This is a genomic window from Frigidibacter sp. RF13 (assembly GCF_026626305.1).
In the GTDB taxonomy this organism is placed as follows: Bacteria; Pseudomonadota; Alphaproteobacteria; order Rhodobacterales; family Rhodobacteraceae; genus TMP-24.
In genome coordinates, this window is sequence record NZ_JAPNUE010000005.1 from 210,248 (window position 1) to 234,680 (window position 24,433).

The window sequence follows — 24,433 nt, forward strand, 5'->3', positions numbered from 1 at the left end:
ATGATGACCATGACCCCAGAAGCACGCGCGCTTGCGGCCCTTGGCCACGACGCCAGGCTATCGATCTTCCGGCTTCTGATCCGGGCGGGCGAGGCCGGGCTGAACGTGGGCCAGATCGGCGCGCATCTTGACGTTCCGCCATCGACCCTTGCGCATCACCTCGGGGCGCTCGTCGACGCAAAGCTCGTCTTGCAGGAACGGAACGGCCGCGAGGTCGTGAACCGCGCCGACTTCGCCGCGATCCAGCGCATCGCCGCCTTTCTCATGGCCGAATGCTGCGCGGGCCTGCCCGCGGTCACCGACCTGCGGGAGGCGACCTGAGCCTTCAACCTTTGCCATGCCAAATACAACCATATAACTAAGGATATAAAATATGTCCAACATTGCGACCATCCCTACAAGCTTTCGCGCCGTGGTCCGTCCCTGGCGCGTTGGCCTTGCGGCGATTTCAATCCTTGCGGCAATCGCGCTGTTCGATCCGGCGCAAGCTGGAGCCGCCGCAAGATTCGCCGCATCCGCCGCGCTGGCGATCGCACCCTTCCTGCTTGCGTCGGTGATCCTCGCGGCCTGGGCACAGGCGTCTGGCGCGGACGCGATGATCGCCCGCGCATTCTCGGGAAATGCGGCCCGGATGATCACGATGGCCGCGCTGTTCGGCGCCCTGTCGCCCTTCTGCTCCTGCGGGGTCATCCCGCTTATTGCGGCGCTTCTCGCCATGGGAGTGCCGCTCGCGCCGGTCATGGCTTTCTGGCTCGCCTCGCCGATCATGGACCCCGAGATGTTTGTGCTGACCTGGGGGATCCTCGGGCTGGATTTCGGGCTCGCAAAGACCGCAGCGGCGATCGGGATCGGGTTGGCAGGCGGCACGGTCACCCATCTTCTGGCCGCCCACCTCGGCCCGGAGAGCCTGAGGAACCTGCCCGGCCCGAAGAGCTGCGCCGCGCGCGCGCAAGGCAGGGCGCGGAAACCGATCGTCTGGGCCTTCTGGAAGGAGGAGGAGCGCGCTGCCGTCTTCCGGCTGCAGGCAGCAAGAACGCTGATGATGCTCGGCCAATGGCTGCTGCTTGCCTTCGTGCTTGAAAGCCTGATGCTGCGCCTCATCCCAGCTGAGGCCATCTCGACCCATCTCGGTGGTTCCGGCCTGATGCCGATCGTTCTTGCGACGGTCGCGGCCATTCCGGCCTATCTGAACGGCTATGCGGCGCTGCCTCTTGTCGAGGGGCTGCTTGGCCAGGGGCTACAGCCGGGCGCGGCCATGGCCTTTCTGGTGGCGGGGGGCGTGACCTCGATCCCGGCGGCGATGGCGGTCTGGGCTTTGGTCCGCCCGCGCGTCTTTGCGCTCTATCTCGCTTTGGCAACCGGCGGGGCGCTTCTCTCGGGCCTGCTCTTCAACCTTGCGGCATAAGGGGCCCGGGCTGCGGCCCCGGCCCACAGGGCCGGGCGGAGGCTGACAGGAGGCTGGCGCCTTTGGCGCCGCGGCACCGCCTGGCCTGCGGCGACAGGTCTAGCAGCCGCCGAGAACCTGCGAGATCGCTCCCACCCGGCAAACCTTCATCGGCTGGGCATGTCCGGCCTCGACCCCGGCGAAGGCGAGAAGGGCGAAGAGCGTGGCAATGAAGACAGCTTCCTGCATGGTGGGTTCCGATCCGTTGTTCTTGGATCGTTCTAGCCGTTAACCATTAAGTCGCGGTTACCAGAACATTACCGGAACATTAACCATGCGCGCAGCTGAAATTCAGTTAAACCATTGCACAATATCACTTTATCGAACCGATCGCACGGCGGTTTCCGCCACCTCGGCACTCCCCCGCGCCTTTTCTTCGGCGGCGGCGCGCGGTTTGCGCATCATTACGAAACGACCCGTCAGTGTTGGCGATTTCGGGAAATGCCAGCGTCCTTCGATCCGGGTGCGCGCCGCATTCAACTCGCCCTGATAGCGGGGGTGGTCGCCCTGATCGAAGCCGACATAGCGTTTGAGGAAGCTGACGCGCTGGCCGTTGTGATCGCCATTCAGGACCGCACTCAGGATTGTGCCCTGATCGGGGCGGAAACTATTGGGCTCGGTGATATCGCCGGTCAGGGTGCCGCCCGCATCGTGCAGGTCGACTTCAAAGGGCACCGGTTCTGCTGCCCCCTGATAATCATAGCGTCCAAGCCAGCGGCCGGTCAGATCGTCGCTCCGCGCGGCCATGGGTTCAGGCCACGAGCTGTTCGGCGCGTTTCAGATCGACGCTGACCAGCTGGCTGACGCCCTGTTCCTGCATGGTCACACCGAAGAGCCGGTCCATCCGGCTCATCGTCACAGCATGGTGAGTGATGATCAGGAAGCGCGTGTCGGTGCGACGCGTCATCTCGTCGAGGAGGTCACAGAAACGGGTGACGTTGGCATCGTCAAGCGGCGCATCGACCTCGTCCAGCACGCAGATCGGCGCGGGATTGGCGAGGAAGACGGCGAAGATCAATGCAAGCGCGGTCAGCGTCTGTTCGCCGCCTGAGAGAAGCGAGAGGGTCGCGAGTTTCTTGCCGGGGGGCTGGCACATGATTTCCAGTCCCGCTTCCAGCGGATCGTCCGATTCGACCAGCACCAGATTGGCCTCGCCGCCACCGAAGAGATGGGTGAAGAGCAGGCGGAAGTTTTCGTTCACCTGTTCGAAGGCGGTGAGCAGCCTTTCGCGGCCCTCGCGGTTCAGGCCCGCGATCCCGGCGCGCAGCTTCTTGATCGCTTCCTCCAGATCGGCCTTTTCCTTCACCAGCGTGTCATGCTCGACCTGGACCTCCTTCGCATCCTCCTCGGCGCGCAGGTTCACGGCGCCCAACGCATCGCGCTGGCGCTTCAGGCGGTTCACATCGGCGTCAAGCGCCTCGGCGTCCGGCATGCGGTCAGGATCGGCACTCAGCGATTGCAGCAGTGTGCCCGGCGTATTGTCGGTTTCCTCGCGGATCCGCTCGGCGGCGTAGGTCACGGTCTCGCGCGCCGCATCGGCGCGCGCTTCGGCCCGGGCTCGGGCCTCGCGCGCCTCCGATGCTCCGCGCTCGGCCTCGCGTTCCGCTTCGGCGGCAAGCCGCAGGGCGGTTTCGCCCTCGGCCAGCCGGTCGGCGGCTGACTTGCGGCGGGCCTCCGCCTTGTCAATTGCATCGCTGAGTTCGGCACGCTTGGCCGCGATCTCGGCCGGGGCAGAGGAGGCCGCCTTCAGCTCTGCCTCGGTCGCGTCGCGCCGCTCGGTCAGTTCCGCCGTGCGCTTCTCGGCATTCTCCAGCCTGAGTTTCCAGCCGGAGATTTCCTTGGTGATCTCTTGCCGCCGCCTCAGACGCGCCTCGCCCTCGCGGCGCAGTTCGTCATGGACAGAGCGTTTGGTCAGCATGGTGACGCGCGCGGCCTCGACGGTCAGCTTCACGTCCTCGACCTGCGCCCGGGCGGCATCGAGGTTTGGCAATGCCGTAACCGCTGCCTCGGCCTCTTTCAGGCGGGTGCGGGCGCCCATCGCCTCTTCCTCGTGACGGCTGACCGCAAGGCGCGCGCTTTCCAGCTTACCGCCCGCGATCGACCGGTCGGCCTCGGCGCGCGAGAGCGCCCGGCTGGCATCCGCCATGCGCCGGTCGGCCTCGCGGCGCGCTTCACGCGCCGCCGCATCAGCGCGGGTCGCGTCAGCAAGCGTGCGGGTCAGAAGCTCGTGCGCCTGACGGGCGCCTTCGGCGCGGGCAGCGACCTCTTCGAGGTCGCGTTTCAGTTCGACAAGCCGGTTGAGCTGCTGCAGCCTCAGCGCCGCCGCCGACGGCGCATCCTCGGCCGCCGCGCGGAACCCGTCCCAGCGCCAGACATCGCCCTCGACCGAGACAAGCCGCTGGCCCGGCTTCAACTCGGCCTGCAGGCGGGCCCCGTCGGCGCGGGCGACGAGGCCGATCTGGCCGATGCGGCGCACCAGCGCCTCTGGCACGGTAACGAGATCTGAGAGGGCCTTCGCGCCCGGCGGCAGGGCCTGCGCCTCGCGGTAGGCGGGCAGGACAGCCCAGCCGCTGCCCTTGTCACCGTGAACTTCCGGGGCGCGCAGATCGTCGGCCAGCGCCGCGCCAAGTGCCTTTTCATAACCGGGCTGGACGCGCAGACGGTCGAGCATCTGCTTGCCGGTCTGCGCCTCGCGTTCGACGAGCTTGGCGAGGGCCGCCACCTCGGCGCGCAGCGCGCCCGCTTCGCCTTCGGCTTCGGACCTCGCAGCACGGGCATCGGTTTCGCGGGCCTGCGCCTCGTTGCGCGCCTCATCGGCCGCTTTCAGCGCCTCTTCGGCGCCCTCGGCCGCTGCGACTGCCCCGGCCTGGGCGGATTCCGCCGCCTGATGGTCGGTGCTGGCGCGCGTCAGTGCCGCCTCTGCCTCGCTCGCCTGCGCCCGGGCACGGGTGGCTTCGGCTTCGTTCTTCTCGACGGTCGACCGGCTGTCGGCCAGAAGCCGGTGCGCCGACTGGTGGCGGGCGGAGAGGCGCGCGACATCCTCGGTCAGTTCGGAAAGCGTCGCTTCACGGTTCTGCAAGACCTGCGCAGCTTCTGCCGCTTCGGTCGCGGCAGTTTCGAGCCGGGCCTCGTGACCCTCGGTCGCCTTGGCGATCTGGCCCTGTTCCCAGTCGAGCCGCTGGATCGTCTCGCCTGCATCGCGGTTGAGCCCCGCCTCGCGGTCGAGGTCGCGCGTCAGCTGGTCGATGCGGCCCTTCAGCGTCTCGATCATCTGGAGCGCCTGGGCTTCCTGATCCTTCAGCGTGTCACGGCTGACTGTCAGCCGCTGCAGGATCGCGCCCGCGACCGCCTCCTCCTCGCGCAAGGGCGGCAGCCGGTCCTCGGCCGCTTCGCGGGCCTTGGTTCCGGCGCGGGCGGCGGTTTCGGCCTGCGCGGCCGCAGTGGTGCGCGCCTTCAGGTCGGTTTCGGCGGCAAGGCGGGCCTGATCGGCCTCGCGCCAGCGGCGGTAGAGAAGCATGCCTTCGGCGCGCCGCAGTTCCTCGCCGATCTCGCGGTAGCGGGCGGCCTGCCTTGCCTGACGCGCGAGTTGCGCGAGCTGCTGGGCGAGTTGTTCGATTACATCGTCGACGCGCAGCAGGTTCTGTTCGGTGGCGTTCAGCTTCAGCTCTGCCTCGTGGCGGCGCTGGTAGAGGCCCGAGATGCCCGCCGCCTCTTCAAGGATCCGGCGGCGGTTCTTCGGCTTGGCGTTGATCAGTTCGGCAATCTGGCCCTGGCGGACGAGGGCGGGGGAGTGGGAGCCGGTGGAAGCGTCTGCAAACAGCATCTGCACGTCGCGGGCGCGGACGTCCTTGGTATTGGCCTTGTAGGCGGAACCCGCGTCACGGGTAATGCGGCGGACAATCTCCAACTGGTCCTGATCATTGAAGCCAGAGGGCGCCAGCCGTTCGGTATTGTCGATGGTGATGACCACTTCGGCGAAGTTGCGGGCGGGCCGAGTGGCGGCACCGGCGAAGATCACGTCCTCCATTCCGTCGCCGCGCATGGCGGTCGGGCGGTTTTCGCCCATGACCCAGCGCAGCGCTTCCAGAAGGTTCGACTTGCCGCAGCCATTCGGCCCGACGACGCCCGTCAGGCCTTCATGGATCAGCAGGTCCGTCGGATCGACGAAGCTCTTGAAGCCGTTCAGTCTGAGGCGCGTGAAACGCAAAGGGCAGGTCCGGTCTGATTCCTCGGATCAGGAATCCTTGGACGGATGGCCTCGTGAGTCAACGGCGTTCCACATGATATGGGGATAGATCGGCAGTTATCCCCAATATGTCGCTATCAGGCCGCCCGCGCCGGCTTGAACCGGGCGGTAGACCGGTCGCAGGCGTAGGTCTCGATCATCGGATAGGGATTGCGCGCAAGCTGATCGACCGCGCCGATGATCAGATCGGCCTTGGCATCATCGGCCAGCGCCGAAAGGTTGAGCCGCGTCCAGCCCGGCTTTTCCATTTCCTCCCCCGACAGGATCGCGGCGCGGAGTGCCTCGGAATGTGCTTCGTCAATGCCGAGCAGACGGTGGGCATAAGGCCCCGCACAGGCGCAGCCGCCGCGGGCCTGCACGCCGTGGCAATCCGACAGCATGCGGGTAAAAAGCTGCTGATGGACATAGCCCTCGGTGCGCGGATCGCGGATGCGCAGCGAGAAGATCGGCAGGCGGCGAGTGGCCTTGGGATTGCCGACCACCTCGATATTCGGGTTGGCGGCCCAGACTTTCAGCGCGCGCTGGCGCAGCTCTTCGTGTCGCTGGTCCATGAAAGCCTGGCCGATGGCTTCCTTCACCAGAAAGGCCAGACCCGCGCGGACGTCGCCCACGACATTGGGCGTGCCCGCTTCTTCGCGCACGGCGACATCGGCGGAATAGTCATGCGCCCAGGGCGAGACGAAGCGGACGGTGCCGCCGCCGGTCGCGGTGGGCGTCGCGCGGGCAACTGCGGCGCGGCGGACGATCATCACGCCCGAGGCGCCGGGGCCGCCGATGAACTTGTGGGGCGACAGGACAACGGCGTCCTTCTCTGCATCGGTGCCCGCCCGCATGTCGACGGGCAGGTAAGGCCCGCCGCCCGCATAGTCCCAGACCGCAAGCGCGTCGAACAGCTTCAAGAGTCGTGTCACCGGATCGGGGTCCGTTACGATGCCGGTAACGTTCGAGGCAGCCGAAAAGGCGCCGATCTTCAGCGCGCCCTTCGGGGCCGCGGATAGCGCGGTGGCCAGGGCCAGGAGATCGGGACCACCTGTTGCCGCTTCTGGAATCTCGACTACCTCAGCCCCGCTTTCGCGCCAGGGCAGGATGTTCGAATGATGCTCATAGGGGCCGATGAAGACGACGGCTCCTTGCGCGGCCGCTGCTTCGCGCACACCGAAAAGGCCAACCAGCCGGTTGAGCCCGGCCGTCGCGCCGGAGCCGGTGAAGACCGTGGCGAAGCCCTCATCAGCGCCGCAGGCGCGGGCGATGATCGCACGCGCCTCGCGGCGCATCTTTGTCATCCGCTCACCGCAGTAGGAGGCTTCAGTGTGGCTGTTGGCGTAGAAGGGCAGCACTTCTTCCATCATGAAGCGCTCGACCTGCCAAAGCGCGCGGCCAGAGGCGACATAATCGGCATAGACAAGTTTCTTCCTGCCGAACGGCCCTTCGATCTCAGTGCCCTCGCCGATGAGCCCGTCGCGAAGCTGTTGGACGGAATTTGGCCCACTTAGGCTGTTTGCGAAGTCGCCAAAGAAGCTGGTGCTGGAAGCGATGGTCATCGAGGCCTCGGGCGGACATTGGAGTGGATCAAGCCAATGATGATTGAAGTTTGTCGCGATTTCATTATCAGTATGTGCAAAGTTTTCCTCAATATTGGGTCATATGATCGACGATGGCAGAAAAAATAGATCAGATTGATCGCGCAATCCTCAGGGTTCTGCAAAAGGACGCGAGCCTATCGCAACGCGATCTGGCCGAAAGGGTCGGCCTATCGCAGAACGCCTGCTGGCGCCGGCTGAAGGCGCTGAGAGACAGCGGGCTGATCAGGGGCGAGACGCTAAGGCTCGATCCACAGGCGCTCGGCCTTGGGCTGACGGTCTTCATGATGATCCGTACGAAGCATCATGGAAAGGAATGGCTGGATCTCTTCCGGCGCGAGGTCTCCGCCATCACCAACGTGATCGACTTTTTCCGGATCGCAGGGGATTACGACTATATGCTGAAGGTCGTGGCGCGCGACATGAACGATTTCGACCGGGTCTATCAGCGGCTGATCGAAAAGGTGGAACTGGACACTGTCACCTCCTGCATCACGATGGAGGCAATCGTGAACGGGCGCGATCTGCCGGTGTGACGGATCAGCCGTCTGGCGCTTCGAGGCTGAGGCGGAAGCGCCCGCCCGTGACCGGTCGCGCCTCGAACCCGCGTTTCAGATAGAAGGCCTCGGCCGGGTCGTTGCCCGGAGCGGTGCCGACCGAGAGGTAGGAACAGCCCACTAACCGGGCGAGCCCGATTCCCGCATCCACCAGCCGGGCGCCAACGCCCCGCCCGCGCCAGTCCGGTTCGACATAAAGGTGATGCATGTCGAGCCCGCGGCGCGAATATTGCAGAAGATGCAGGGGCAGGAAAGCGGCATAGCCAACTGGCCCGTCTGGTGCACCGGCGACCAATATCCGGCACCAGGGCGGGTCATCCAGCGAATCACGGATGAGCGTCTCGGCGGTCACCGCGGCTGTATCGCCGTGATGCGCGGCCAGCGCGCGGATCATCGCCACAACCGTGACGATATCGGTTACCCGGATCGGTCGTACCACAATCTCCGCCATCCTGCCGATCTCCGCCGTTTTGCGCAGCTTGCGCGGGCGGAAGACCGCCGGTCAAGCGGGCGCCCCAGGCGCGCGGGCGGCACTCCGCCGCGCACGGAGCGCGTTCGGGCGACGATCCGCCCTCACGCCACCCGTCTGGCGATCGCGGACTCGACGCGGTTCTTCATCGCGAGGCAGTTTTGCCGGGCTACCGACAATCGCCGGGCTGTGCGGGCCCGTCAAATCGACCGGAAAGCCATAATTCGGCCTCAATTCCGGCCTCACCTGCATGACCCGAGGAGACAGACATGACCCTTTCGGCTACCGAACAATATCTTCTGGAACTGATCAATCGCGGACGGCTCGCCCCCGATGCCGAAGCGGCGCGCTTCGGCATCTCGCTGAACAGCGGGCTGAGCGCCGGGACGATCAGCAGCGCGGCCAAGCAGGTCCTTGCCCCGAATGCGCTGCTTGAAGCCGCGGCGACCAAACATTCGCTGTGGATGCTTGCGACGAACACGTTCTCTCACACCGGCGCAGGCGGGTCTGACCCCGGCGACCGGATCTCCGCCGAGGGCTACAACTGGCAGCGCTATGGCGAGAACATTGCTTGGCGCGGGACGACCGGTACGCTGAATATACAAGCAACAATCGACTCGATCTACGAGGGCCTCTTCCGCAGCTCGGGTCACCGGACGAACACGCTCGGCGACAATTTCCGCGAGCTGGGCCTCGGCGTGGAAACGGGTCAGTTCACCTCGGGCGGCACGACCTACAACGCAATGATGGCGACCGAGAATTTCGGCACCTCCGGCAGCAAGACGTTCCTGACTGGCGTCGCCTATACTGACAGCGACGGCGACCAATTCTACTCGATCGGCGAAGGTCTGGGCGGCGTAACCTTCGATGTCGGCGGGTCGGGCGCGACGACCGCGGCAGCTGGCGGTTACGCAATCGGCCTGACGGGCGCCAAGGGCATGACCGTCACCGGCACGGTCGGGGCGCTCGCCTTCTCTGCCGCACTGGACATGGACGGCGGCAACGTCAAGCTTGATGTGGTCGACGGATTCAAGTTCCGAACCTCCGGCAATATCTCGCTCGGCACCGGCATCCAGCAGGTTGAACTTCTGGGGATCGCGGATCTCAACGCGAACGGCAATGCTGACGCCAATCTCCTGGTCGGCAACAACGGCGCGAACCGGTTGTCGGGCGGCCAGTCGAATGACAATCTCAGCGGGCGGCAGGGCCACGACATCCTGTTTGGCGGCAAAGGCGCCGACATCATGCATGGTGGCCAGGGCGACGACTATCTGAGCGGGGATCGCGGCTATGATACCCTGTGGGGCGACAAGGGCCGCGATATTCTGAGCGGCGGCTGGGGAATAGACCAGCTGACCGGCGGCGCGGATGCTGATCGCTTCCTCTTCAACGTCGGAGACTTCCAGGACACGATCACCGACTTCTCTGCGACTGACGGCGACCGGCTGCAGTTCGACGACGCGCTCTGGGGCAACGTCGCGATGGCGGCGTCACAGGTCGTTTCGACCTTTGCGCATGTGGTCGCGGGCGGAGTTTTGTTCGATTTCGGTCAGGATGAGCTGATGCTCGCCGGGCTCACGACCACATCGGGTCTGCAGAACTACATCGACATCGTCTGAACCCTTGACCGCGCGGCCCTGTCGTCGCCAAATCCCGCTGAAAGATCGGGGAGGCGGCGATGGACGGCGGCGCGGGTCATTGTCTGTGCGGAGCGGTCAACTACCGGTTCGAGGGGCCACCGAACTGGCAGGCGCACTGCCATTGCGAAAGTTGCCGCCGCAATTGTTCGGCTCCCTTCACCAGCTATTTCGGTGTGAACCACGGCAAATGGCATTGGACGGGGACAGTGCCGCAGATCTACGCCTCCTCGCCCGGCGTCCGGCGGCATTTCTGTGCGATCTGCGGCACGCCGATGGCGTTCGAGGGCGAAACATGGGCGCATGAGATCCATTTCTACGCGGCAAGCCTGGACGATCCGTCGGAATTCGAACCTGGCCTGCACGTGAACTGGAACGAGCATCTGCCATGGGTAAGGCTTGACGATGGGCTGAAACGTATGCGGAGCCCGCGCCGCATGCAGGCGGCCGATGATTTCGGGCCGGTGCTGGCGCTGATCCGGGAGGCCTTCGCCTATATGGATCGGCGGATTGACCCACCCTCTTCCGTCCACCGGCTGACGGCCGATGCGTTGGCCGCGCGCGCCGCGACCGAAGAAGTCTGGGTGCTGGAGGACCTCGGCCAAACCATCGCTTGCCTTGTCCTGACACCTGCCGCCGATCACCTCTATCTCGGCAAGTTGGCGGTCGCCCAACACTTCCGCGGTCATGGACTGGCGCGGCAACTCGTCCGGCATGCAGCGACGCGGGCGAAGGCGCTTGCACTGCCGGAGCTGCGGCTGGAGACACGGGTCGAACTGCAGGAAAACCATCAGGCCTTCGCGGCGATGGGCTTCACCGAGATCGGCCGGACAGCGCATCAGGGCTATGACCGGCCGACCTCGATCTTGTTCGCGCGCCGGGTCTGACACCATGTGGCGCCTGATCGCCTTGCTTCTCTTGGCGCCGACAACCGCAGCGGCCGGGCCGCTCGATGGCAAGAGTTACATTGTCGAAATATCCTCGTCACAGGATGCGAGCGGCTACGCCGCCTACCTGCTGCCGCCGCTATTGAAGGCGCTCAACCGGTCGGCTTTGCGCCCTGCCAAGGGTCCGGGGGCAGACGTGGTCTTCAACATCGTCACCGAAAGCGATGTCGGCCGCTGGGTCGGTACCGGCAGCGCGCGTGCCTGGCTCTACCGGGTCGATGTGACGGTGGGCATCTCGCCCGAAAGCTACGTCATCCCGCTTGATGGCACACCACGCTTCGGCGTCCGTGCCCGTCTGACCACGCCCAATCCTGACCGCGAGGACGAGCTTGCCTGTCTGATCGCGCTGGCCGCCCGCACCGCAATCGCCAACTATCGCCCCGAAGGGCAACTCGACACCGACGGGTCAAGCTGCCTGCGCCCGGGATGAGCCAGTTGGCACAAGTACTCTCACCCCGCCGCACAGATCGCCCCATTGCACGGCGCCGCACCTCGTCCGATAATGGGCGGTGGAAGGGATCTTATGATGAAACTGCGCCTCACCCGCGACCTGATCGGGCGGTTGCCCGAATGCGTGCCGGACCCCGGCTCGATTGCGCGCGCACAGGTGTCCGAGGACCATTATCCCGCCATTGCGCGCAAACTCTTCGAGGCGCACAGGGGGACCGGCGCGACGCGGTTCTTCGCCATCGGCTCGCTCATCTGGAAGCCCCGCCCCTATTTCGCAGGGATGGAGCCTGCCCGTATCTATGGCTGGCACCGCGCCTTCTGCCTGGGCCCCGACACCCGCTATCGTGGCAACCCGGACGCCCCCGGTCTGATGTTGTCGCTTGACCGGGGCGGATCGTGCAAGGGGATGGTGATCCGGCTGAAGGATGATGTGGGCGAGGCCGAGCTGCTCGACCTCGTGCAATCCGAACCACCGCCGCCACCCCATCCGGTGACCGCCCACACCGCAACCGGGCCCGTCGCGGCCTGGGCCTTTACCTGCCCGCGCGACTATGCGGGCTATGTCAGCGGCCTGAGCGAGTGCGAGATCGCGGACCGGCTCTCCTGCTGCGTCGGCATGCGCGGCACCATGGCGGAATATGTGCTTAACACGATCGAGCATCTGGAAGAGGCCGGCATTCACGACCCGATGCTCTGGCGAATGCAGGCGCTGATCGCCGAGCGGCTGGCGCGCTCAGGCTGACCGTTCCTGCCGCGCCCGGATGCGTTCGCGCCAGAGGGTGAAGAGGCCCGCGCCCACGACGATGGCCGCGCCCACGACCAGGTTCGGGCGCAGGGTTTCGCCAAAGAAGGTAACGCCGAGAATGGCGATGAAGGCGAGCTGCAAGTAAGCGAAGGGCTGCACGGCGGAGGCTTCGGCGACCGCGAGCGCCCGGATCATCAGGAAATGGCCAAGGATCGACGAACAGCACAGCGTTGCCATCCAGACCCAATCGCCCGGCGTCATCGGTGACCAGTGCATCAGGCCGAAGGGCGTGATGGTCACTGCCCCCGCGATCCCTGCCCAGAAGAAGGTGACCGAAGGCGCGTCACCCCGCGCGACATAGCGCGTCAGAAGTCCGTAAAGCGCGAACATGAAGGCACCGAGCAGCGGGATCAGCGCATTGGGCGAGATCACTCGCCCGCCCGGTTCGAGAATGATGATGATGCCGAGAAAGCCCATGCCGATCGCGGTCCAGCGCCGCCAGCCGACCTTCTCGCCCAGAAGCGGACCAGAGAGCGCGGCGACAAGCAACGGATAGCAGGTGAAGATCGCATGGGTCTCGACCAGGCCGAGCCGGACGAATGCCGCGACCACCACGCAGATTTCCAGCGCCAGCAGAACACCGCGCGCGATCTGAAGAAGCGGATAGCGCGACCGGACCGCGGCCCTGATCCCGCCGGGCTGGCGCGCGGCGAGGAACAGCACGAAAGCCGCGAAGGCCCAGAAGCGGATCGTCACCACCATGAAGACCGAATAATCGGTGCCGAGATGGCGCGAGATCCCGTCCTGCAAGGCAAAGACGAGACTGGTGAGAGACATCAAGAGGATGCCGAGACGGGTATTCTGTTCGGTCATCGCCCCTGCCCGTCCTTGCCCTGAAACCGGCCTACCGACATATGCCGCTTGCGTCCGTAGCCCGCGCGCCGCTCTACCTGAAAACCCGCCGCCTGCAAGGCCCGCCGCACGAAACCCGCCGCGGTATAGGTGGCGAACGTGCCGCCCGGCGCCGTATGGCGCGCGACTTCTGCCATAAGGGACTCGCCCCAAAGTTCGGGGTTCTTGGCGGGCGAAAAGCCGTCGAGAAACCAGGCATCTGCCCGCTCCGGCCAGCACGGCAGCGTCTCGCGCGCGTCGCCTACGATCACGTCGACCGTCACCGAACCAAGCTGGAACCGCCGATGGCCTGCCGCCCAGTGTTCGAGCAGAGGGCCGGCTGCCGCCCGCGCCTCCGGGAAGGACTCAAGCGCGCGAACCATGTCGTCGGAGGGCATCGGGAAGGCTTCGAAACTGGTGAAACGCAGACGCCCCGGTGCGCCCGATCCGTTCCACGCGATCAGCGTCGCAAGCAAATTGAGCCCGGTGCCGAAGCCAAGTTCGGCAATGCGGAACCCGTCACGGAACCTGTCCGACAGGCCATTGCCGTCAAGAAACACATGGCGCGTCTCGGCAAGTCCGTCGGATTTGGAAAAATAGGGGTCGTCGAACAGGGCCGAGACCGGAACGCCATCCGCCGTCCAGCCCACCCGCTCGCTCTGGTTTTCCGCTGCCATGTGCCCTAGACCTTCCGGCCGCGACCATGGCGAAGGGCGGCAGGATTGGCAACGGCGGACATCATCGTGATGGGGGGCGGCATCTTCGGCCTCGCCACCGCATGGGAATGCGCCCGCCGGGGCGCACGCGTGCGGGTGATCGAGCGCGACCGGATCGGAGCGGGATCTTCGGGCGGCCTTGTTGGTGCGCTCGCGCCGCATGTGCCGGAGAACTGGAACGAGAAGAAGAACTTCCAACTCGATAGCCTCCTGATGGCCGAAGGCTTCTGGGCGGAGGTGCGGGAGCGTTCGGGGATCGACCCGGGCTATGCGCGCCTCGGCCGATTGCAGCCCCTTGCCGACACGGGTGCCGTCGCTCAGGCGAAGCGTAGGGCAGAAAGTGCCCGCACTCTGTGGCGCGGCGCGGCAGACTGGCGGGTGGAGCGGGGCGAGGATGACTGGCGCGGGCAAAGCCCGACCGGTCTCTGGATCCACGACAGCCTGTCGGCGCGCCTGCACCCCCGGCAGGCGGCAGCGGCGCTCGCAGCTGCAATCCGCGAGACGGGAGGCGAAGTCATCGAGATGCGGGGGCGCCTGGATCGACCGGTGGAGCCCGCCGGAAAAGTCCTCTGGGCGACTGGCGCCCAAGGCCTTGCCGATCTTTCGACCGATCTCTGCCGCCCGGTCGGGACGGGCGTGAAGGGACAGGCCGCGCTGCTCGCCTGTGCGGCAGAGACACAGCCTCAGCTTTTCGTCGACGGGCTGCATATCGTACCGCACGGGGATGGAACAGTCGCCGTGGGATCGACCTCGGAACGGGCATGGCAGGACGACAGCGCGACCGACGATCAGCTCGACGGGCTGATCGACAGGGCGCGCGCCGCCTGCCCGATGCTCACCGATGCGTCGGTGATCGACCGCTGGGCCGGCATCCGCCCGCGCGCCTCGACCCGTGCGCCGCTTCTCGGCGCCTGGCCGGGGCGCGAGGGACACTATGTCGCCAACGGCGGTTTCAAGATCGGCTTCGGTATGGCGCCGAGGGTTGCAGAGGTGATGGCCGACCTCATCCTCGAGGGACGCGACGCAATCCCTGCAGGGTTTCGCTTGCGCTAGTACCATCACGGCACGCGCGCGACAAATCGACCGTAATCCGAAATCTTTCAAAGATTTCGGACCGGATTTCGTGCCGAAATCCGGCGCACGTCACGACTTGCCGAGCACCCAGTCGAGCGCCCGGCCCGGCAGGACGCGCCTTGCGACGCCCATCAGGTAGGTAGGCGTCGTCACATAATAGCGCGGTTTGGGATTGTGGCTTTCAAGCGCCTTCAGAACTTTCGCCGTCACCGCTCCGGGAGGCAATTCGAACCGGTCCGGCTGGCCGGAATGTTCATAGAGCCGCCTCAGAAGCCCCGCCTCATACTGGGCGCGGCGCGGGCTCGACCGCCAGTCGATCCAGCGTTCGAAATGCGGGATCGCATTCACCCTGATCTTCGAGGTGACAGGCCCCGGTTCGATCAGTACCGCCCGGATCGGAGTATCTGCCATCTCGAGCCGCAGCACATCTGTCAGCCCCTCCATCGCGAACTTGGTGGCGACATAGGCGCCGCGCCAGCGGATGCCGACGAGGCCGAGAACGGAGGAGCAATTGACGATCCGCCCATAAGCCTGCCGCCGCATCACCGGGATCACCCGGCGGGTCAGTTCGTGATAGCCGAAGAGGTTCGTCTCGAAAATCTCGCGCAGGGCGCCGGTCGGCAGGTCCTCGACCGCACCGGGGCAGGCGAAGGCGCCGTTGTTGAAGACCGCGCCCAGTGTGCCGCCGGTGCGGGCCAGCGCCTCGTCCAGTGCCGCGCCGATCGAGGCCTCGTCGGTGTAATCGAGGCGGAAGCTTTCCAGCCCCTCGGCGCGCAGCCGCTCGCAATCCTCCTCTTTCCGGCAGGTGGCGAAGACGCGCCAGCCCGCACGCTTCAGCCCATGGGCTGCGTCATGACCGATGCCTGACGAACAGCCAGTGATGAGAATGGATCTGATGGTCGTCATGTCTGCCTCGCGCGCCCCTGCCCTTCGCTAGGGGCAATCGCGGGACAAGGCAACCCGCCCTCAGCCGCCGCTGCCGAGCGCCGTGCCCAGAAAGGCCTCGGCGACATAGCCTTCGGCGCCGGTCTCTGGGCAGCGCACCTTGAGCCAGCCCTCGCCCGCCCGGGTCACCACCGCGACCTCTGACCCGTAGGACAGGACCGCCAGTTCCGGCGCGACGGTCGAGGGGCTTGACCGCAGACTGGCGCGGGGTGCCTCGACCACCATCCGCGCACCGCGTCCCGCCGCAAAGATACCGGCTGGCGTTGCGCCATTGCCGAACGCCCCCAGCCCCATCGACCCGAAACCCGCCGCCATCGACAGGGCGCGCCGGTCCACGCGCTCGACCGGACGCACGGGCGGCAGGATCGGTTCTGAATAAAGGCTGATGCTTGCAGGTTCGGGCAAGGTGCGCAGCCAAAGATCAGCACCGACCTGCCGGTCACCCAGCGGCCCCGAGACCAGTGCTGTGCGGAACGGGTCCGACGGCGGCAGAGGTTCACGCGCCCTTACAGGGCCGACCTCGATCCGCACCGGGATGAGAAAAAGAACAAGACAGACGCACCAAACCCAGAACAGCCCTGACCGGACCATATCACCACCTACGCAACCAACAGCTTCCCCGGCGCGAAACTAAGCACCGATCCGGTGAGGCAGGCAAGGAAAATGCGCATGTTTCATGGGCCAGGGTCGCCGGACGGCTGAGGATCAGGCACAGTCATACATCTCTCGCGCGACTGTGCATGACTGTCCGCGCTTTCGATGCGACAACCGCCGCGGCGGCGTCGGTCAAGCCACGAAAACCCGCTGGACCGCCCCGCCCGCGCGAATTACACGGGGGGCATGAGCGACCCGAGCGACGACGATATCCCGCTTTCCGCGACCACATCCGAACCGCTGAGCCGGGCGATCGGCGAGCGCTATCTGACCTATGCGCTCTCCACCATCATGCACCGAGCGCTGCCGGACGCACGCGACGGGCTGAAGCCCGTCCATCGCCGCATTCTTTATGCGATGCGCGAGCTGAAACTCTCGCCCACCGGCGGGTTCCGGAAATCAGCGAAGATCTCCGGCGATGTGATGGGCAACTATCACCCCCATGGCGATGCGGCGATCTATGACGCGATGGCCCGCCTCGCCCAGCCATTTGCCATGCGCTATCCGCTGGTGGACGGGCAGGGCAACTTCGGCAATATCGATGGCGATAACCCGGCGGCCTCACGCTACACCGAGGCGCGGCTGACGGCGGCGTCAGAGGCCCTGATGGAAGGGCTCGCGGAAAATGCCGTCGATTTCCGTCCGAACTATGACGGTACGCTGGAAGAACCGGTCGTCCTGCCCGCCGCCTTCCCGAACCTTCTAGTCAATGGCGCTTCCGGCATTGCGGTCGGCATGGCCACGAACATCCCGCCTCATAACCTGCACGAGCTGATCGATGCCTGCCAGCTGATGATCCGTGACCGGCAGGTGACGGACGAGGCGCTCGTCGCGCTGATCCCCGGCCCCGACTTTCCGACCGGCGGCGTGATCGTCGAGCCGCGCGAGAACATCCTTGATGCCTACCGCACCGGACGTGGCGCCTTCCGGCTCCGCGCCCGCTGGTCGGTCGAGGATCAGGGGCGCGGCACCTGGCAGATCGTTGTCACCGAGATTCCCTATCAGGTGCAGAAATCGAAGCTGATCGAACGGCTTGCAGAAGTGATCCAGCTGAAGAAGGTTCCCGCACTTGCCGACGTACGGGATGAGAGCGCAGACGATGTGCGCATCGTGCTGGAACCGAAGTCGAAGAACGTCGATCCCGAGATGCTGATGGGCATGCTCTTCCGCAATTCGGAACTGGAAGTGCGCTTCTCGCTCAACATGAACGTGCTGATCGATGGCAAGACGCCCAAGGTCTGTTCGCTGAAGGAAGTGCTGCGCGCCTTCCTCGACCATCGCCGTGACGTTCTGCAGCGCCGCTCGCAGCACCGGATGGCGAAGATCGACGCGCGGCTTGAGGTGTTGGAAGGTTTCATCATCGCCTTCCTGAACCTCGACCGGGTGATCGACATCATCCGCTATGACGCCGACCCCAAGCGCGCGCTGATGGCCGAGGACTGGGGCAGGCCGCATGTGCGCGCCACCTCCGAGAAAGACTATGTCTCGCCCGCCGACGGCGAGGGCGAACTGACCGAGGTTCAGGCCGAGGCGATCCTCAACATGCGCCTGCGCAGCTTGCGCAAGCTCGAGGAGATGGAGCTGCGCCGCGAATATGACGCGCTTTTGAAGGAACGCGCGGATCTGGAGGATCTGCTCGCCTCCGAAGCCCGCCAGTGGAAGAAGATCGGTCAAGAACTGGCCGAGGTGCAGAAGACTTTCGGCAAGGACCGCCCCTTCGGTGCCCGCCGCACGACCTTCGCCGATGCGGCGGAGGTCGAGGAAGTGCCGATTGAGGCGATGATCGAGCGTGAGCCGATCACCGTCATCTGTTCGAAGATGGGCTGGATACGGGCGATGAAGGGTCATCAGGCCCCGGGCACCGAAGTGAAGTTCAAGGATGGCGACGAGGGGCGGTTCTTCTTCCATGCCGAGACCACCGACCGCATCCTTCTGGCGGCGGCGAACGGGCGGTTCTTCACGCTTCTCGGCGCGAACCTGCCCGGCGCGCGTGGCATGGGCGAACCGGTCCGCCTGATGGTCGACCTGCCCAACGATGCAGAGATCGTCGATCTTCTGGTCTACCGGCCGGGCGAGAAGCTGATCGTCGCTTCGGATGCGGGGGACGGGTTCCTGGTGGCGATGGACGAGGTCATCGCCCAGACCCGCGCCGGCAAACAGGTGATGAACCTCGGCGATGGTGCGATGATGGCGGCGGTCAAACCGGTCGCGGGCGACCATGTCGCGATCGTCTCAAAGAACCGCAAATTGCTGGTTTTCCCGATTTCAGAACTTCCGGAAATGGGTCGCGGCAAGGGCGTCCGGCTGCAGAAATACAATATGGCGCGCGGCCGTCAGGGTGTGCTGGAACTCGACGGCGGGCTGTCGGACGTGACGACCTTCGATCTGGCAAAGGGTCTGTCCTGGTCGATGTCGAACGGCAATACGCGTACGGAAGACATGCGCGATTGGCTGGCCAAGCGCGCGGGCGTTGGCAAGAGCCCGCCCCACGGCTTCCCGCGCGACAACAGGTTCGGCTGAGGCGGCTTTTCCTCGCCACAACGAAAACGCCGCCTGTGCGAACAGGCGGCGTTAAGCGTCTTGTAGATCGTCCGTGCTTACTGAAGCGCGGCGGCGGCGGTCTTGATCTGCTCCACCGCGGCGACCGCCATCTCTTCGGTCGCGTCGATCGGGCCTTCCGGCACCGGATCGGGCATCGCGATGATCAGATCGTCCAGCGCAGAGGCGGCCGCCGTGATGGCGGGCTTGACGGCCGGATCGCTTGAAGTTTCCAGCGTGCTGATCACCGCGCGGGCGGACAGGATCTGGCCCCAGGCATTCTGGTAATGGACCATGTTCTTGATCTGGCCCTCTTTCAACCCCTTGCCCAGCGACTGAGCGGCAAGCGACGTCTGCATCTCTACCGCCGCCATGATCTGCTTGGGCGAGGGTGCCAGACCGTTGCGGGCCATGGCGAGGCCGCGCACCACGTTCAGATAGGCACCTGCCACCTGACCGGGCGAGCTGGCCATTTCCAGCGCGCGGATACCCTCGTCAAAGGCGGGCAGGTTCCTGGCCTGCAGCTGCGGGGCCATCGGCGTGTAGACATCCTTCCGCGCGATGCGGAAATGTTCGATCGCGCCCTTGCGATCCTTGTACTGATAAAGCGTCATGCCGGCCTGCAGGCGGGCATCAATCGAACCGAGCGCGATCAGGAGGTCGACGATCTCATCGCCGGTGGTCGCCTGGGTCGCCGTGGCAGCCGCGAGCACCAGCTCGTCGGCTCCCTGAGGTGGCAGACCCTTGGCCGAGCCCGCAATGGCCGATGTCGTCCCCAGTCCAGACACCGCACCTGCGAGCGCGAAGGCGATCCATACAGCCGGCCGGGTATGCCGGATCTGTTCGTCCTGTTTCATCTGCGTTTTGCTCCAGTGTTTCGGGTAGCAGCGTGTGACACGCCTTGCCGTTTCAGCGCCCCGATCCACCGCCGCGGATCAATCAGGGTCGAATCGACGGATTGCTTCTCTTCACTGGAAAATGTGTTTTCTTTGGGGTCTGCGTTTGGCGTTCCCATGCCGACAGCCCAGCTCGTCAGACGTCAGAGCGCCGCCCGCGGCAGGCGACGCTCCGGCGCGTCTCACGCGCATCAATTGGTCGCGACACTTTGCTGATAGGCAACCGTCGATGCCATCCGTTTGATCTTCATGGCAACCTCACGCACGGTAATGCTGCTGAGTTCGACCGGGGCGGATGGGCTGGCCTCCGGCAAGGCGATCACGAGGTCATCGATAAGAAGCGACGCCTTTGCTCCCGATGTCCGCAGCGACGGATCGCTCGCGCTCGCGAGCTGGCTGGCATGGGACGAGGCGGTCAGCAACAGCCCCCAGGCGGCCTGGAATGCGACGGGGTCGGTCACCCGCCCGCCCGACACGCTGTTGTCCAGCGCATCGGCTATAGCCTCCACTTCGACCGCGAGCGCCGTAAACTGCTGCCCCGAGGTTGCACGCAGCGCGATGGCGGCGTCGGCCATAACCTTGCGAACCGCCAGATATTTCCTCGTCATTTCAGCGGGTTCACCGAGGCTCGCCAAATCTGCGAGCGCCCCGGCCATCTCTGGCATCTGACGGTCGGCAAATTGCGCGGCAAACTCGGGGTAGAGCGTTTCGGCAAGGGCCTGGAAGTGACCACGCGCCGCTTCGTCATTGCCCTGATGGAAGAGGTCCATGCCGACGCCGAGACGCGCGTCAAGATGCGCCAGACCCACGAGCATGTCGACGACCTCGTCCCCGCTGCCGATCACGACCGCCTGGGCAAGCCAGAGCTGCCCGGGCGTTGCGGCTTGCCCTGCGCCGATGTCCCGGCCTGCGCGGCAAAGGCAAGGGTTGCGATGCTGGCTGCTGTCGCAAGGGTCCGGGCGACGGTCAAAGATGTCCGGCGGGCGGAACGGGCAGTCTTGGTGATCATGGTGGTCTGTGCCTCAGGTATCGGACGGGCGCGAGAAGGCGCCCGGAAGGAAAGGGATAGTGCGGCGACCGGGCCGCTTCGCTGGTGTGCGGCGGCCTCCTGCAGCCGAAATATGGTGGCAATGCGGGGAAAATGTGCAAAATTTGGTGCGGACGCCAAATGGCTGCATAAGGATTATGCCGCATCGCGGCAGCCGCCTCGAAGCGACGGAAGAGGGTGAAAAACCGACCTGCCCGAACTACTGGCCGCGCCCCGCCACCTGAAGCCAGACACCGCCCTGCGGCCGAAGGGTGAGAATGAGGACGGGGTCCGGCCGGCGACCCGCGACCGGCATGAATCGAAAGCGGGTAAGTAGCGTCGCCAGAATAATCACCGCCTCCTGCAGCGCAAAGGAGGCGCCGATGCAGATGCGCGGCCCGCCACCGAAAGGCAGATAGGCGAACCGGTCCACCGTTTTCATATCCGCAAAGCGGTCGGGATCGAACCGGTGGGGGTCGGGCCACAGCAGGTGATTGCGATGCAGCGCGTAGATCGGCAGCATGATCGTGTCGCCCGGCCTGACCTCGCGATCACAAAGCTGATCCTCGGCGATCGCCGTGCGCGAGAGGAATGCCGCAGGCGGATAGAGCCTCAGCGCCTCGTCGATGATCCGGCGGCAATAGGGCAACGCGGGCAAGTCGGCGACCGTGGCCGCGCGGCCACCCAGCGCCGCAGCTGCCTCGGCCGCGGCACGGTCCTGAACAGCAGGATCGAAGGCGCAGAGATAGAGCGCCCAGGACAGCGCCAGTGCCGTCGTCTCATGCCCCGCGACGATGAAGGTGAGGAGATTGTCGCGCAACTCCTCGGTCGTCATCTTGCGCCCGGTTTCGGGATCGGCAGCATCGAGGAGCAGGTCAAGAAGGTCCGGCACCGTCCGCGCCCCGGCACCGCGCCGATGCTCAATCGCGCGGTCGGCCATCGCCTTCATCTGCCGCATCGCCCCGCCACTGAACAGGCGCGAGGGGCGCGGCACCCAGGGCGGTGCGCCGACGATATCAAGGAAGGATACCCGCGCGGTCGAGGCGATATAGCCGTCGATGGCGCGGTGGACTGCCGCGCGGTCAAAGGCATCGTCGCCGGAAAAGGTCACATCGGCGATCACCTCGAAGGTCGTCGCGACCATCTCGGCGTTCAGATCGGCGACACCACCCACCACCCGCGATACCCGTTCTGCCGCGCGCTCTGCCGCAGCCGTCATCACCGGCGCCAGAGCCTCGACATGCCGCGGTGAAAAGGCCGGGGCCGCCGCGCGCCTTTGCCAGAGCCAATGGGCGCCCTCGGCGATGAACAGGCTCTGGCCGATCGCCGGGCCGAGGATCATCTTCGTCACATCGGATTTTGGATAGATTTCCAGCCGGTCCTTCAGGATGCGCCGGTTGGCGCCCGGGTCCATCACCATATGCCAGCGCTTCACCGTGCGGCCCGAAACGATGGGTTGGCGGGTGGCAATCTCGGGGATCAGCTCCAGCACGTTGCGCTGTGTGGTGGTAAAGCTTTCCCACACGCCCATGGGGCGCGTGTGAAGCGGTACCTGTACCGGCAGGTGCGCGGGTTCGTCGGCCGAGCGCAGAGCCATGGTCAACCTCGTCTTTCGCCCGTCACCTTAGGCGGCAATCACCCGCGGTCAATGCGACACCATTGCCCGGGCGCGGCCAAGCGGCTATGCCCGTGGGAAAGTTACCGGGGGACTTCATGTCGAACTTGCTGCGTCCGTTCCTTCTTGCCGCCATCACGGCGCTCGCCGCCTGCGCCGGCCCCGACATGACGAAACCGCCGAAACCCCTCGGCGACTTCCGCCTTGGCTACGGGATCGTGGTCGCGGACAATGCGCAGGCCGTCGGCCCGTCGCGCAAGGCGACGGCGGATGAATGGGAAGAGGTGCTGAAAGCCTCGCTGCAGACGCGGCTCAGCCGCTACGAGGGCGAGAAGCTCTATCACATCGGTGCGGGCATCACCGCCTATGCGCTCGCCGTGCCGGGCGTGCCGGTGGTGCTCAGCCCGAAATCGGTGATCGTGGCCAAGGTCGATGTCTGGGATGACGCGATCTCCAAGGTCATCAATGCCGAGCCGAAGGAGTTCACGGTGTTCGAGGGCCTATCCGGTGCGACCGTCATCGGATCGGGCCTGACGAAGTCGCGCGAGGAACAGATGCAGACGCTTGCCGACAATCTGGCACTGAAGATCGAGGAATGGCTTTACGAGAACCGCGCCTGGTTCACGCCCGAGGCGGTCGCGGCGCGCGCGGCACTTGCCGCTGCCCAGCCCGCACAGCCTGCGAAGGCCGCGCCTGCACTTGCACCGGCTCCCGCCAACTGACGACAGTCATCTGCCCGCGGCGCCAGGTGGGGCATCGCGCGCAGCAGGTTGTCAGCTCGCGCCTATCGCCGCCCCAACATGGCTATGGATCGCCGTCACCTCGCGCTGCGTGAGGCCAAGTTCATTTGCGAGCTCCATCAAATAGCGGCCCTCGGCCCGACTATCGAGATCGATCGCCATCAGGGACATTGTATAGACCTGCGCCTGAAGGCCGTCGGGCACCTGCGCCGCCAAAGCGCGCACATCGACGGGCGCGGCAAGTTCGCGTTTGACGAAGGCCATTTCCTCGGCGGTGGCCTGGCCGAGATTGTCCATCAGCCGCTTCTTTTCCGCGTCGTCTATGCGGCCATCCGCCTTTGCCGCCTGAATCATCGCCTTTAGCAGTAGGGCCGCCGCCGCCTCCTGATCGCGCGAGGGCTGGATCGTGGGCTCACCGCCATTGCGGAAAGCCTCGTTCAAGGTCTCGCCAAATCCCCGGGGCGCCGGTCCTGCCGCGGCGCCGCCGAGGATGCCGCCCAGAAGATCGCCGAGACCACCGCCGCCCGGGCCGCCAAGCTTGCCCAGAATATCGTTAAGCCCGCCGCCGGACCCCGGCTGCGCGCCAGCGCCCGCGTCACCCCGGAGGCGACCGCCAATCTGTTCCAGCAGATCGCCGAGCCCGCCACTCCCGCGCCCCGGCTCCTGCGCCACGACGGGCCCTTCCTGCTGACCGAACGGATCGCCCGAGGGGCGGCGGGGAAGCGGTTTCCCCGCGCCAGGACCGGACGGGTCCGCTCCAAATATGTCGCCCATCATGTCCTCAAGCCCGGTCGTCCGCCGCCCCGGTGAGGCCGGGCCACCGAAACGCCCGTCGGCGTCGGTTCCGAAACCGCCACCCTTACCGGCCTGCGCGCTGCCGCCCTTCAGCATGCCGCCGACACCTTTCACGACCAGGACACCGATCGCGACCTTCGCAAGTGTTCCCATGAGACTCATCTTGCCCTCCTTCATGCTGAAGCCAGCCTACAATCTCTAGGCGCCTCGGTCTTTCTTCCATGGGAAACTTCGCCCGCGCCTCCCATCAATCAGGATGTGGCACACCCTCCACGGCGCCGCCTTCCCCGCCGCAACTGCCGCTTGATTTTTTGCGCCCCGCTGGGTAGTCAGCGCGCGCAGATGAAATCGGGTCCTTTCGGGCCCCATAACCCATGAGGCTCCCGCGCTATGGCGAAGGCAAAGTTTGAACGTAACAAGCCGCACGTTAACGTCGGCACGATCGGGCACGTTGACCACGGCAAGAC

Annotated in this window: 23 protein-coding genes; 10 read left to right on the forward strand and 13 right to left on the reverse strand. The window is 65.7% G+C overall.

Annotation, left to right across the window (positions count from 1 at the left end):
- Positions 1–321 carry an ArsR/SmtB family transcription factor gene (locus OU426_RS12260; protein WP_267634303.1) on the forward strand — a complete coding sequence of 107 codons (321 nt, stop codon included), beginning with the start codon at positions 1–3 and terminating at the stop codon, positions 319–321.
- Positions 322–373: 52 nt separating this feature from the next.
- The gene (locus OU426_RS12265; protein ID WP_267634304.1) at positions 374–1,405 is read left to right on the forward strand and encodes a permease; all 1,032 of its coding nucleotides are present in this window, start codon (positions 374–376) and stop codon (positions 1,403–1,405) included.
- A 99-nt stretch (positions 1,406–1,504) separates the two neighbouring features.
- Here the strand turns inward: OU426_RS12265 and OU426_RS12270 are convergent, their stop codons facing one another.
- From OU426_RS12270 to OU426_RS12285, 4 genes are all read right to left on the reverse strand, one after another.
- Positions 1,505–1,633 carry a hypothetical protein gene (locus OU426_RS12270; protein ID WP_267634305.1) on the reverse strand — a complete coding sequence of 43 codons (129 nt, stop codon included), beginning with the start codon at positions 1,631–1,633 and terminating at the stop codon, positions 1,505–1,507.
- Positions 1,634–1,762: 129 nt separating this feature from the next.
- Positions 1,763–2,191, reverse strand: coding sequence for a hypothetical protein (locus OU426_RS12275; RefSeq protein WP_267634306.1), 429 nt, complete (start codon positions 2,189–2,191; stop codon positions 1,763–1,765).
- Between the two features lie 4 nt (positions 2,192–2,195).
- On the reverse strand, positions 2,196–5,651 hold the full coding sequence (gene smc, locus OU426_RS12280) for a chromosome segregation protein SMC (protein ID WP_267634307.1): 3,456 nt from the start codon (positions 5,649–5,651) through the stop codon (positions 2,196–2,198).
- A gap of 116 nt (positions 5,652–5,767) precedes the next feature.
- Positions 5,768–7,231, reverse strand: coding sequence for an aminotransferase class V-fold PLP-dependent enzyme (locus OU426_RS12285; RefSeq protein ID WP_267634308.1), 1,464 nt, complete (start codon positions 7,229–7,231; stop codon positions 5,768–5,770).
- 113 nt (positions 7,232–7,344) lie between these two features.
- On the opposite strand from OU426_RS12285, the gene OU426_RS12290 reads away from it, so the two are divergent.
- Positions 7,345–7,806 carry an Lrp/AsnC family transcriptional regulator gene (locus OU426_RS12290; RefSeq protein ID WP_267634309.1) on the forward strand — a complete coding sequence of 154 codons (462 nt, stop codon included), beginning with the start codon at positions 7,345–7,347 and terminating at the stop codon, positions 7,804–7,806.
- Between the two features lie 4 nt (positions 7,807–7,810).
- On the opposite strand, the gene OU426_RS12295 is transcribed toward OU426_RS12290, so the two are convergent.
- Complete coding sequence (locus OU426_RS12295) at positions 7,811–8,278, reverse strand: GNAT family N-acetyltransferase (protein ID WP_267634310.1); 468 nt, start codon at positions 8,276–8,278, stop codon at positions 7,811–7,813.
- 287 nt (positions 8,279–8,565) lie between these two features.
- On the opposite strand from OU426_RS12295, the gene OU426_RS12300 reads away from it, so the two are divergent.
- The 4 genes from OU426_RS12300 to OU426_RS12320 all read left to right on the forward strand — a co-directional run bounded on the left by OU426_RS12300 (position 8,566) and on the right by OU426_RS12320 (position 12,072).
- Positions 8,566–9,915 (forward strand): CAP domain-containing protein, encoded by a 1,350-nt coding sequence (locus OU426_RS12300; RefSeq protein WP_267634311.1) that lies wholly within the window; start codon positions 8,566–8,568, stop codon positions 9,913–9,915.
- Between the two features lie 59 nt (positions 9,916–9,974).
- Positions 9,975–10,820 carry a GNAT family N-acetyltransferase gene (locus OU426_RS18130; RefSeq protein WP_324289816.1) on the forward strand — a complete coding sequence of 282 codons (846 nt, stop codon included), beginning with the start codon at positions 9,975–9,977 and terminating at the stop codon, positions 10,818–10,820.
- Positions 10,821–10,824: 4 nt separating this feature from the next.
- Positions 10,825–11,310, forward strand: a complete 486-nt coding sequence (locus tag OU426_RS12315) for a hypothetical protein (protein WP_267634312.1) — start codon at positions 10,825–10,827, stop codon at positions 11,308–11,310.
- Between the two features lie 96 nt (positions 11,311–11,406).
- Positions 11,407–12,072 (forward strand): gamma-glutamylcyclotransferase, encoded by a 666-nt coding sequence (locus OU426_RS12320; protein WP_267634313.1) that lies wholly within the window; start codon positions 11,407–11,409, stop codon positions 12,070–12,072.
- On the opposite strand, the gene OU426_RS12325 is transcribed toward OU426_RS12320, so the two are convergent.
- Entirely contained in the window at positions 12,064–12,948 is an 885-nt protein-coding gene (locus tag OU426_RS12325) for a DMT family transporter (RefSeq protein ID WP_267634314.1), read from the reverse strand. The two genes, OU426_RS12320 and OU426_RS12325, sit on opposite strands and share 9 nt — an antisense overlap.
- On the reverse strand, positions 12,945–13,643 hold the full coding sequence (gene mnmC2, locus OU426_RS12330) for a tRNA (5-methylaminomethyl-2-thiouridine)(34)-methyltransferase MnmC2 (RefSeq protein ID WP_267634315.1): 699 nt from the start codon (positions 13,641–13,643) through the stop codon (positions 12,945–12,947). The genes OU426_RS12325 and mnmC2 overlap by 4 nt, the downstream gene beginning before the upstream one ends.
- 45 nt (positions 13,644–13,688) lie before the next feature.
- On the opposite strand from mnmC2, the gene OU426_RS12335 reads away from it, so the two are divergent.
- The gene (locus OU426_RS12335; RefSeq protein ID WP_267634316.1) at positions 13,689–14,735 is read left to right on the forward strand and encodes an NAD(P)/FAD-dependent oxidoreductase; all 1,047 of its coding nucleotides are present in this window, start codon (positions 13,689–13,691) and stop codon (positions 14,733–14,735) included.
- Positions 14,736–14,825: 90 nt separating this feature from the next.
- Here OU426_RS12335 and OU426_RS12340 read toward each other — a convergent pair whose 3' ends face one another.
- Positions 14,826–15,662: an SDR family NAD(P)-dependent oxidoreductase gene (locus tag OU426_RS12340; protein ID WP_267634317.1), complete on the reverse strand. Its 837-nt coding sequence runs from the start codon at positions 15,660–15,662 to the stop codon at positions 14,826–14,828.
- A 60-nt stretch (positions 15,663–15,722) separates the two neighbouring features.
- Positions 15,723–16,292 carry an SH3 domain-containing protein gene (locus tag OU426_RS12345; protein ID WP_267634318.1) on the reverse strand — a complete coding sequence of 190 codons (570 nt, stop codon included), beginning with the start codon at positions 16,290–16,292 and terminating at the stop codon, positions 15,723–15,725.
- 249 nt (positions 16,293–16,541) lie between these two features.
- Here OU426_RS12345 and OU426_RS12350 point away from each other — a divergent pair, with 249 nt between their 5' ends.
- Entirely contained in the window at positions 16,542–18,875 is a 2,334-nt protein-coding gene (locus tag OU426_RS12350; RefSeq protein WP_267634319.1) for a DNA topoisomerase IV subunit A, read from the forward strand.
- A gap of 77 nt (positions 18,876–18,952) precedes the next feature.
- Here OU426_RS12350 and OU426_RS12355 read toward each other — a convergent pair whose 3' ends face one another.
- The 3 genes from OU426_RS12355 to OU426_RS12365 all read right to left on the reverse strand — a co-directional run bounded on the left by OU426_RS12355 (position 18,953) and on the right by OU426_RS12365 (position 22,413).
- Complete coding sequence (locus OU426_RS12355; protein WP_267634320.1) at positions 18,953–19,750, reverse strand: hypothetical protein; 798 nt, start codon at positions 19,748–19,750, stop codon at positions 18,953–18,955.
- Positions 19,751–19,980: 230 nt separating this feature from the next.
- On the reverse strand, positions 19,981–20,604 hold the full coding sequence (locus tag OU426_RS12360; protein WP_267634321.1) for a hypothetical protein: 624 nt from the start codon (positions 20,602–20,604) through the stop codon (positions 19,981–19,983).
- 432 nt (positions 20,605–21,036) lie between these two features.
- Entirely contained in the window at positions 21,037–22,413 is a 1,377-nt protein-coding gene (locus OU426_RS12365; protein ID WP_267634322.1) for a cytochrome P450, read from the reverse strand.
- A gap of 116 nt (positions 22,414–22,529) precedes the next feature.
- Here OU426_RS12365 and OU426_RS12370 point away from each other — a divergent pair, with 116 nt between their 5' ends.
- On the forward strand, positions 22,530–23,153 hold the full coding sequence (locus OU426_RS12370) for a hypothetical protein (RefSeq protein WP_267634323.1): 624 nt from the start codon (positions 22,530–22,532) through the stop codon (positions 23,151–23,153).
- A gap of 51 nt (positions 23,154–23,204) precedes the next feature.
- Here the strand turns inward: OU426_RS12370 and OU426_RS12375 are convergent, their stop codons facing one another.
- Positions 23,205–24,128 (reverse strand): tellurite resistance TerB family protein, encoded by a 924-nt coding sequence (locus OU426_RS12375; protein ID WP_267634324.1) that lies wholly within the window; start codon positions 24,126–24,128, stop codon positions 23,205–23,207.
- Positions 24,129–24,433: the final 305 nt, after the last annotated feature.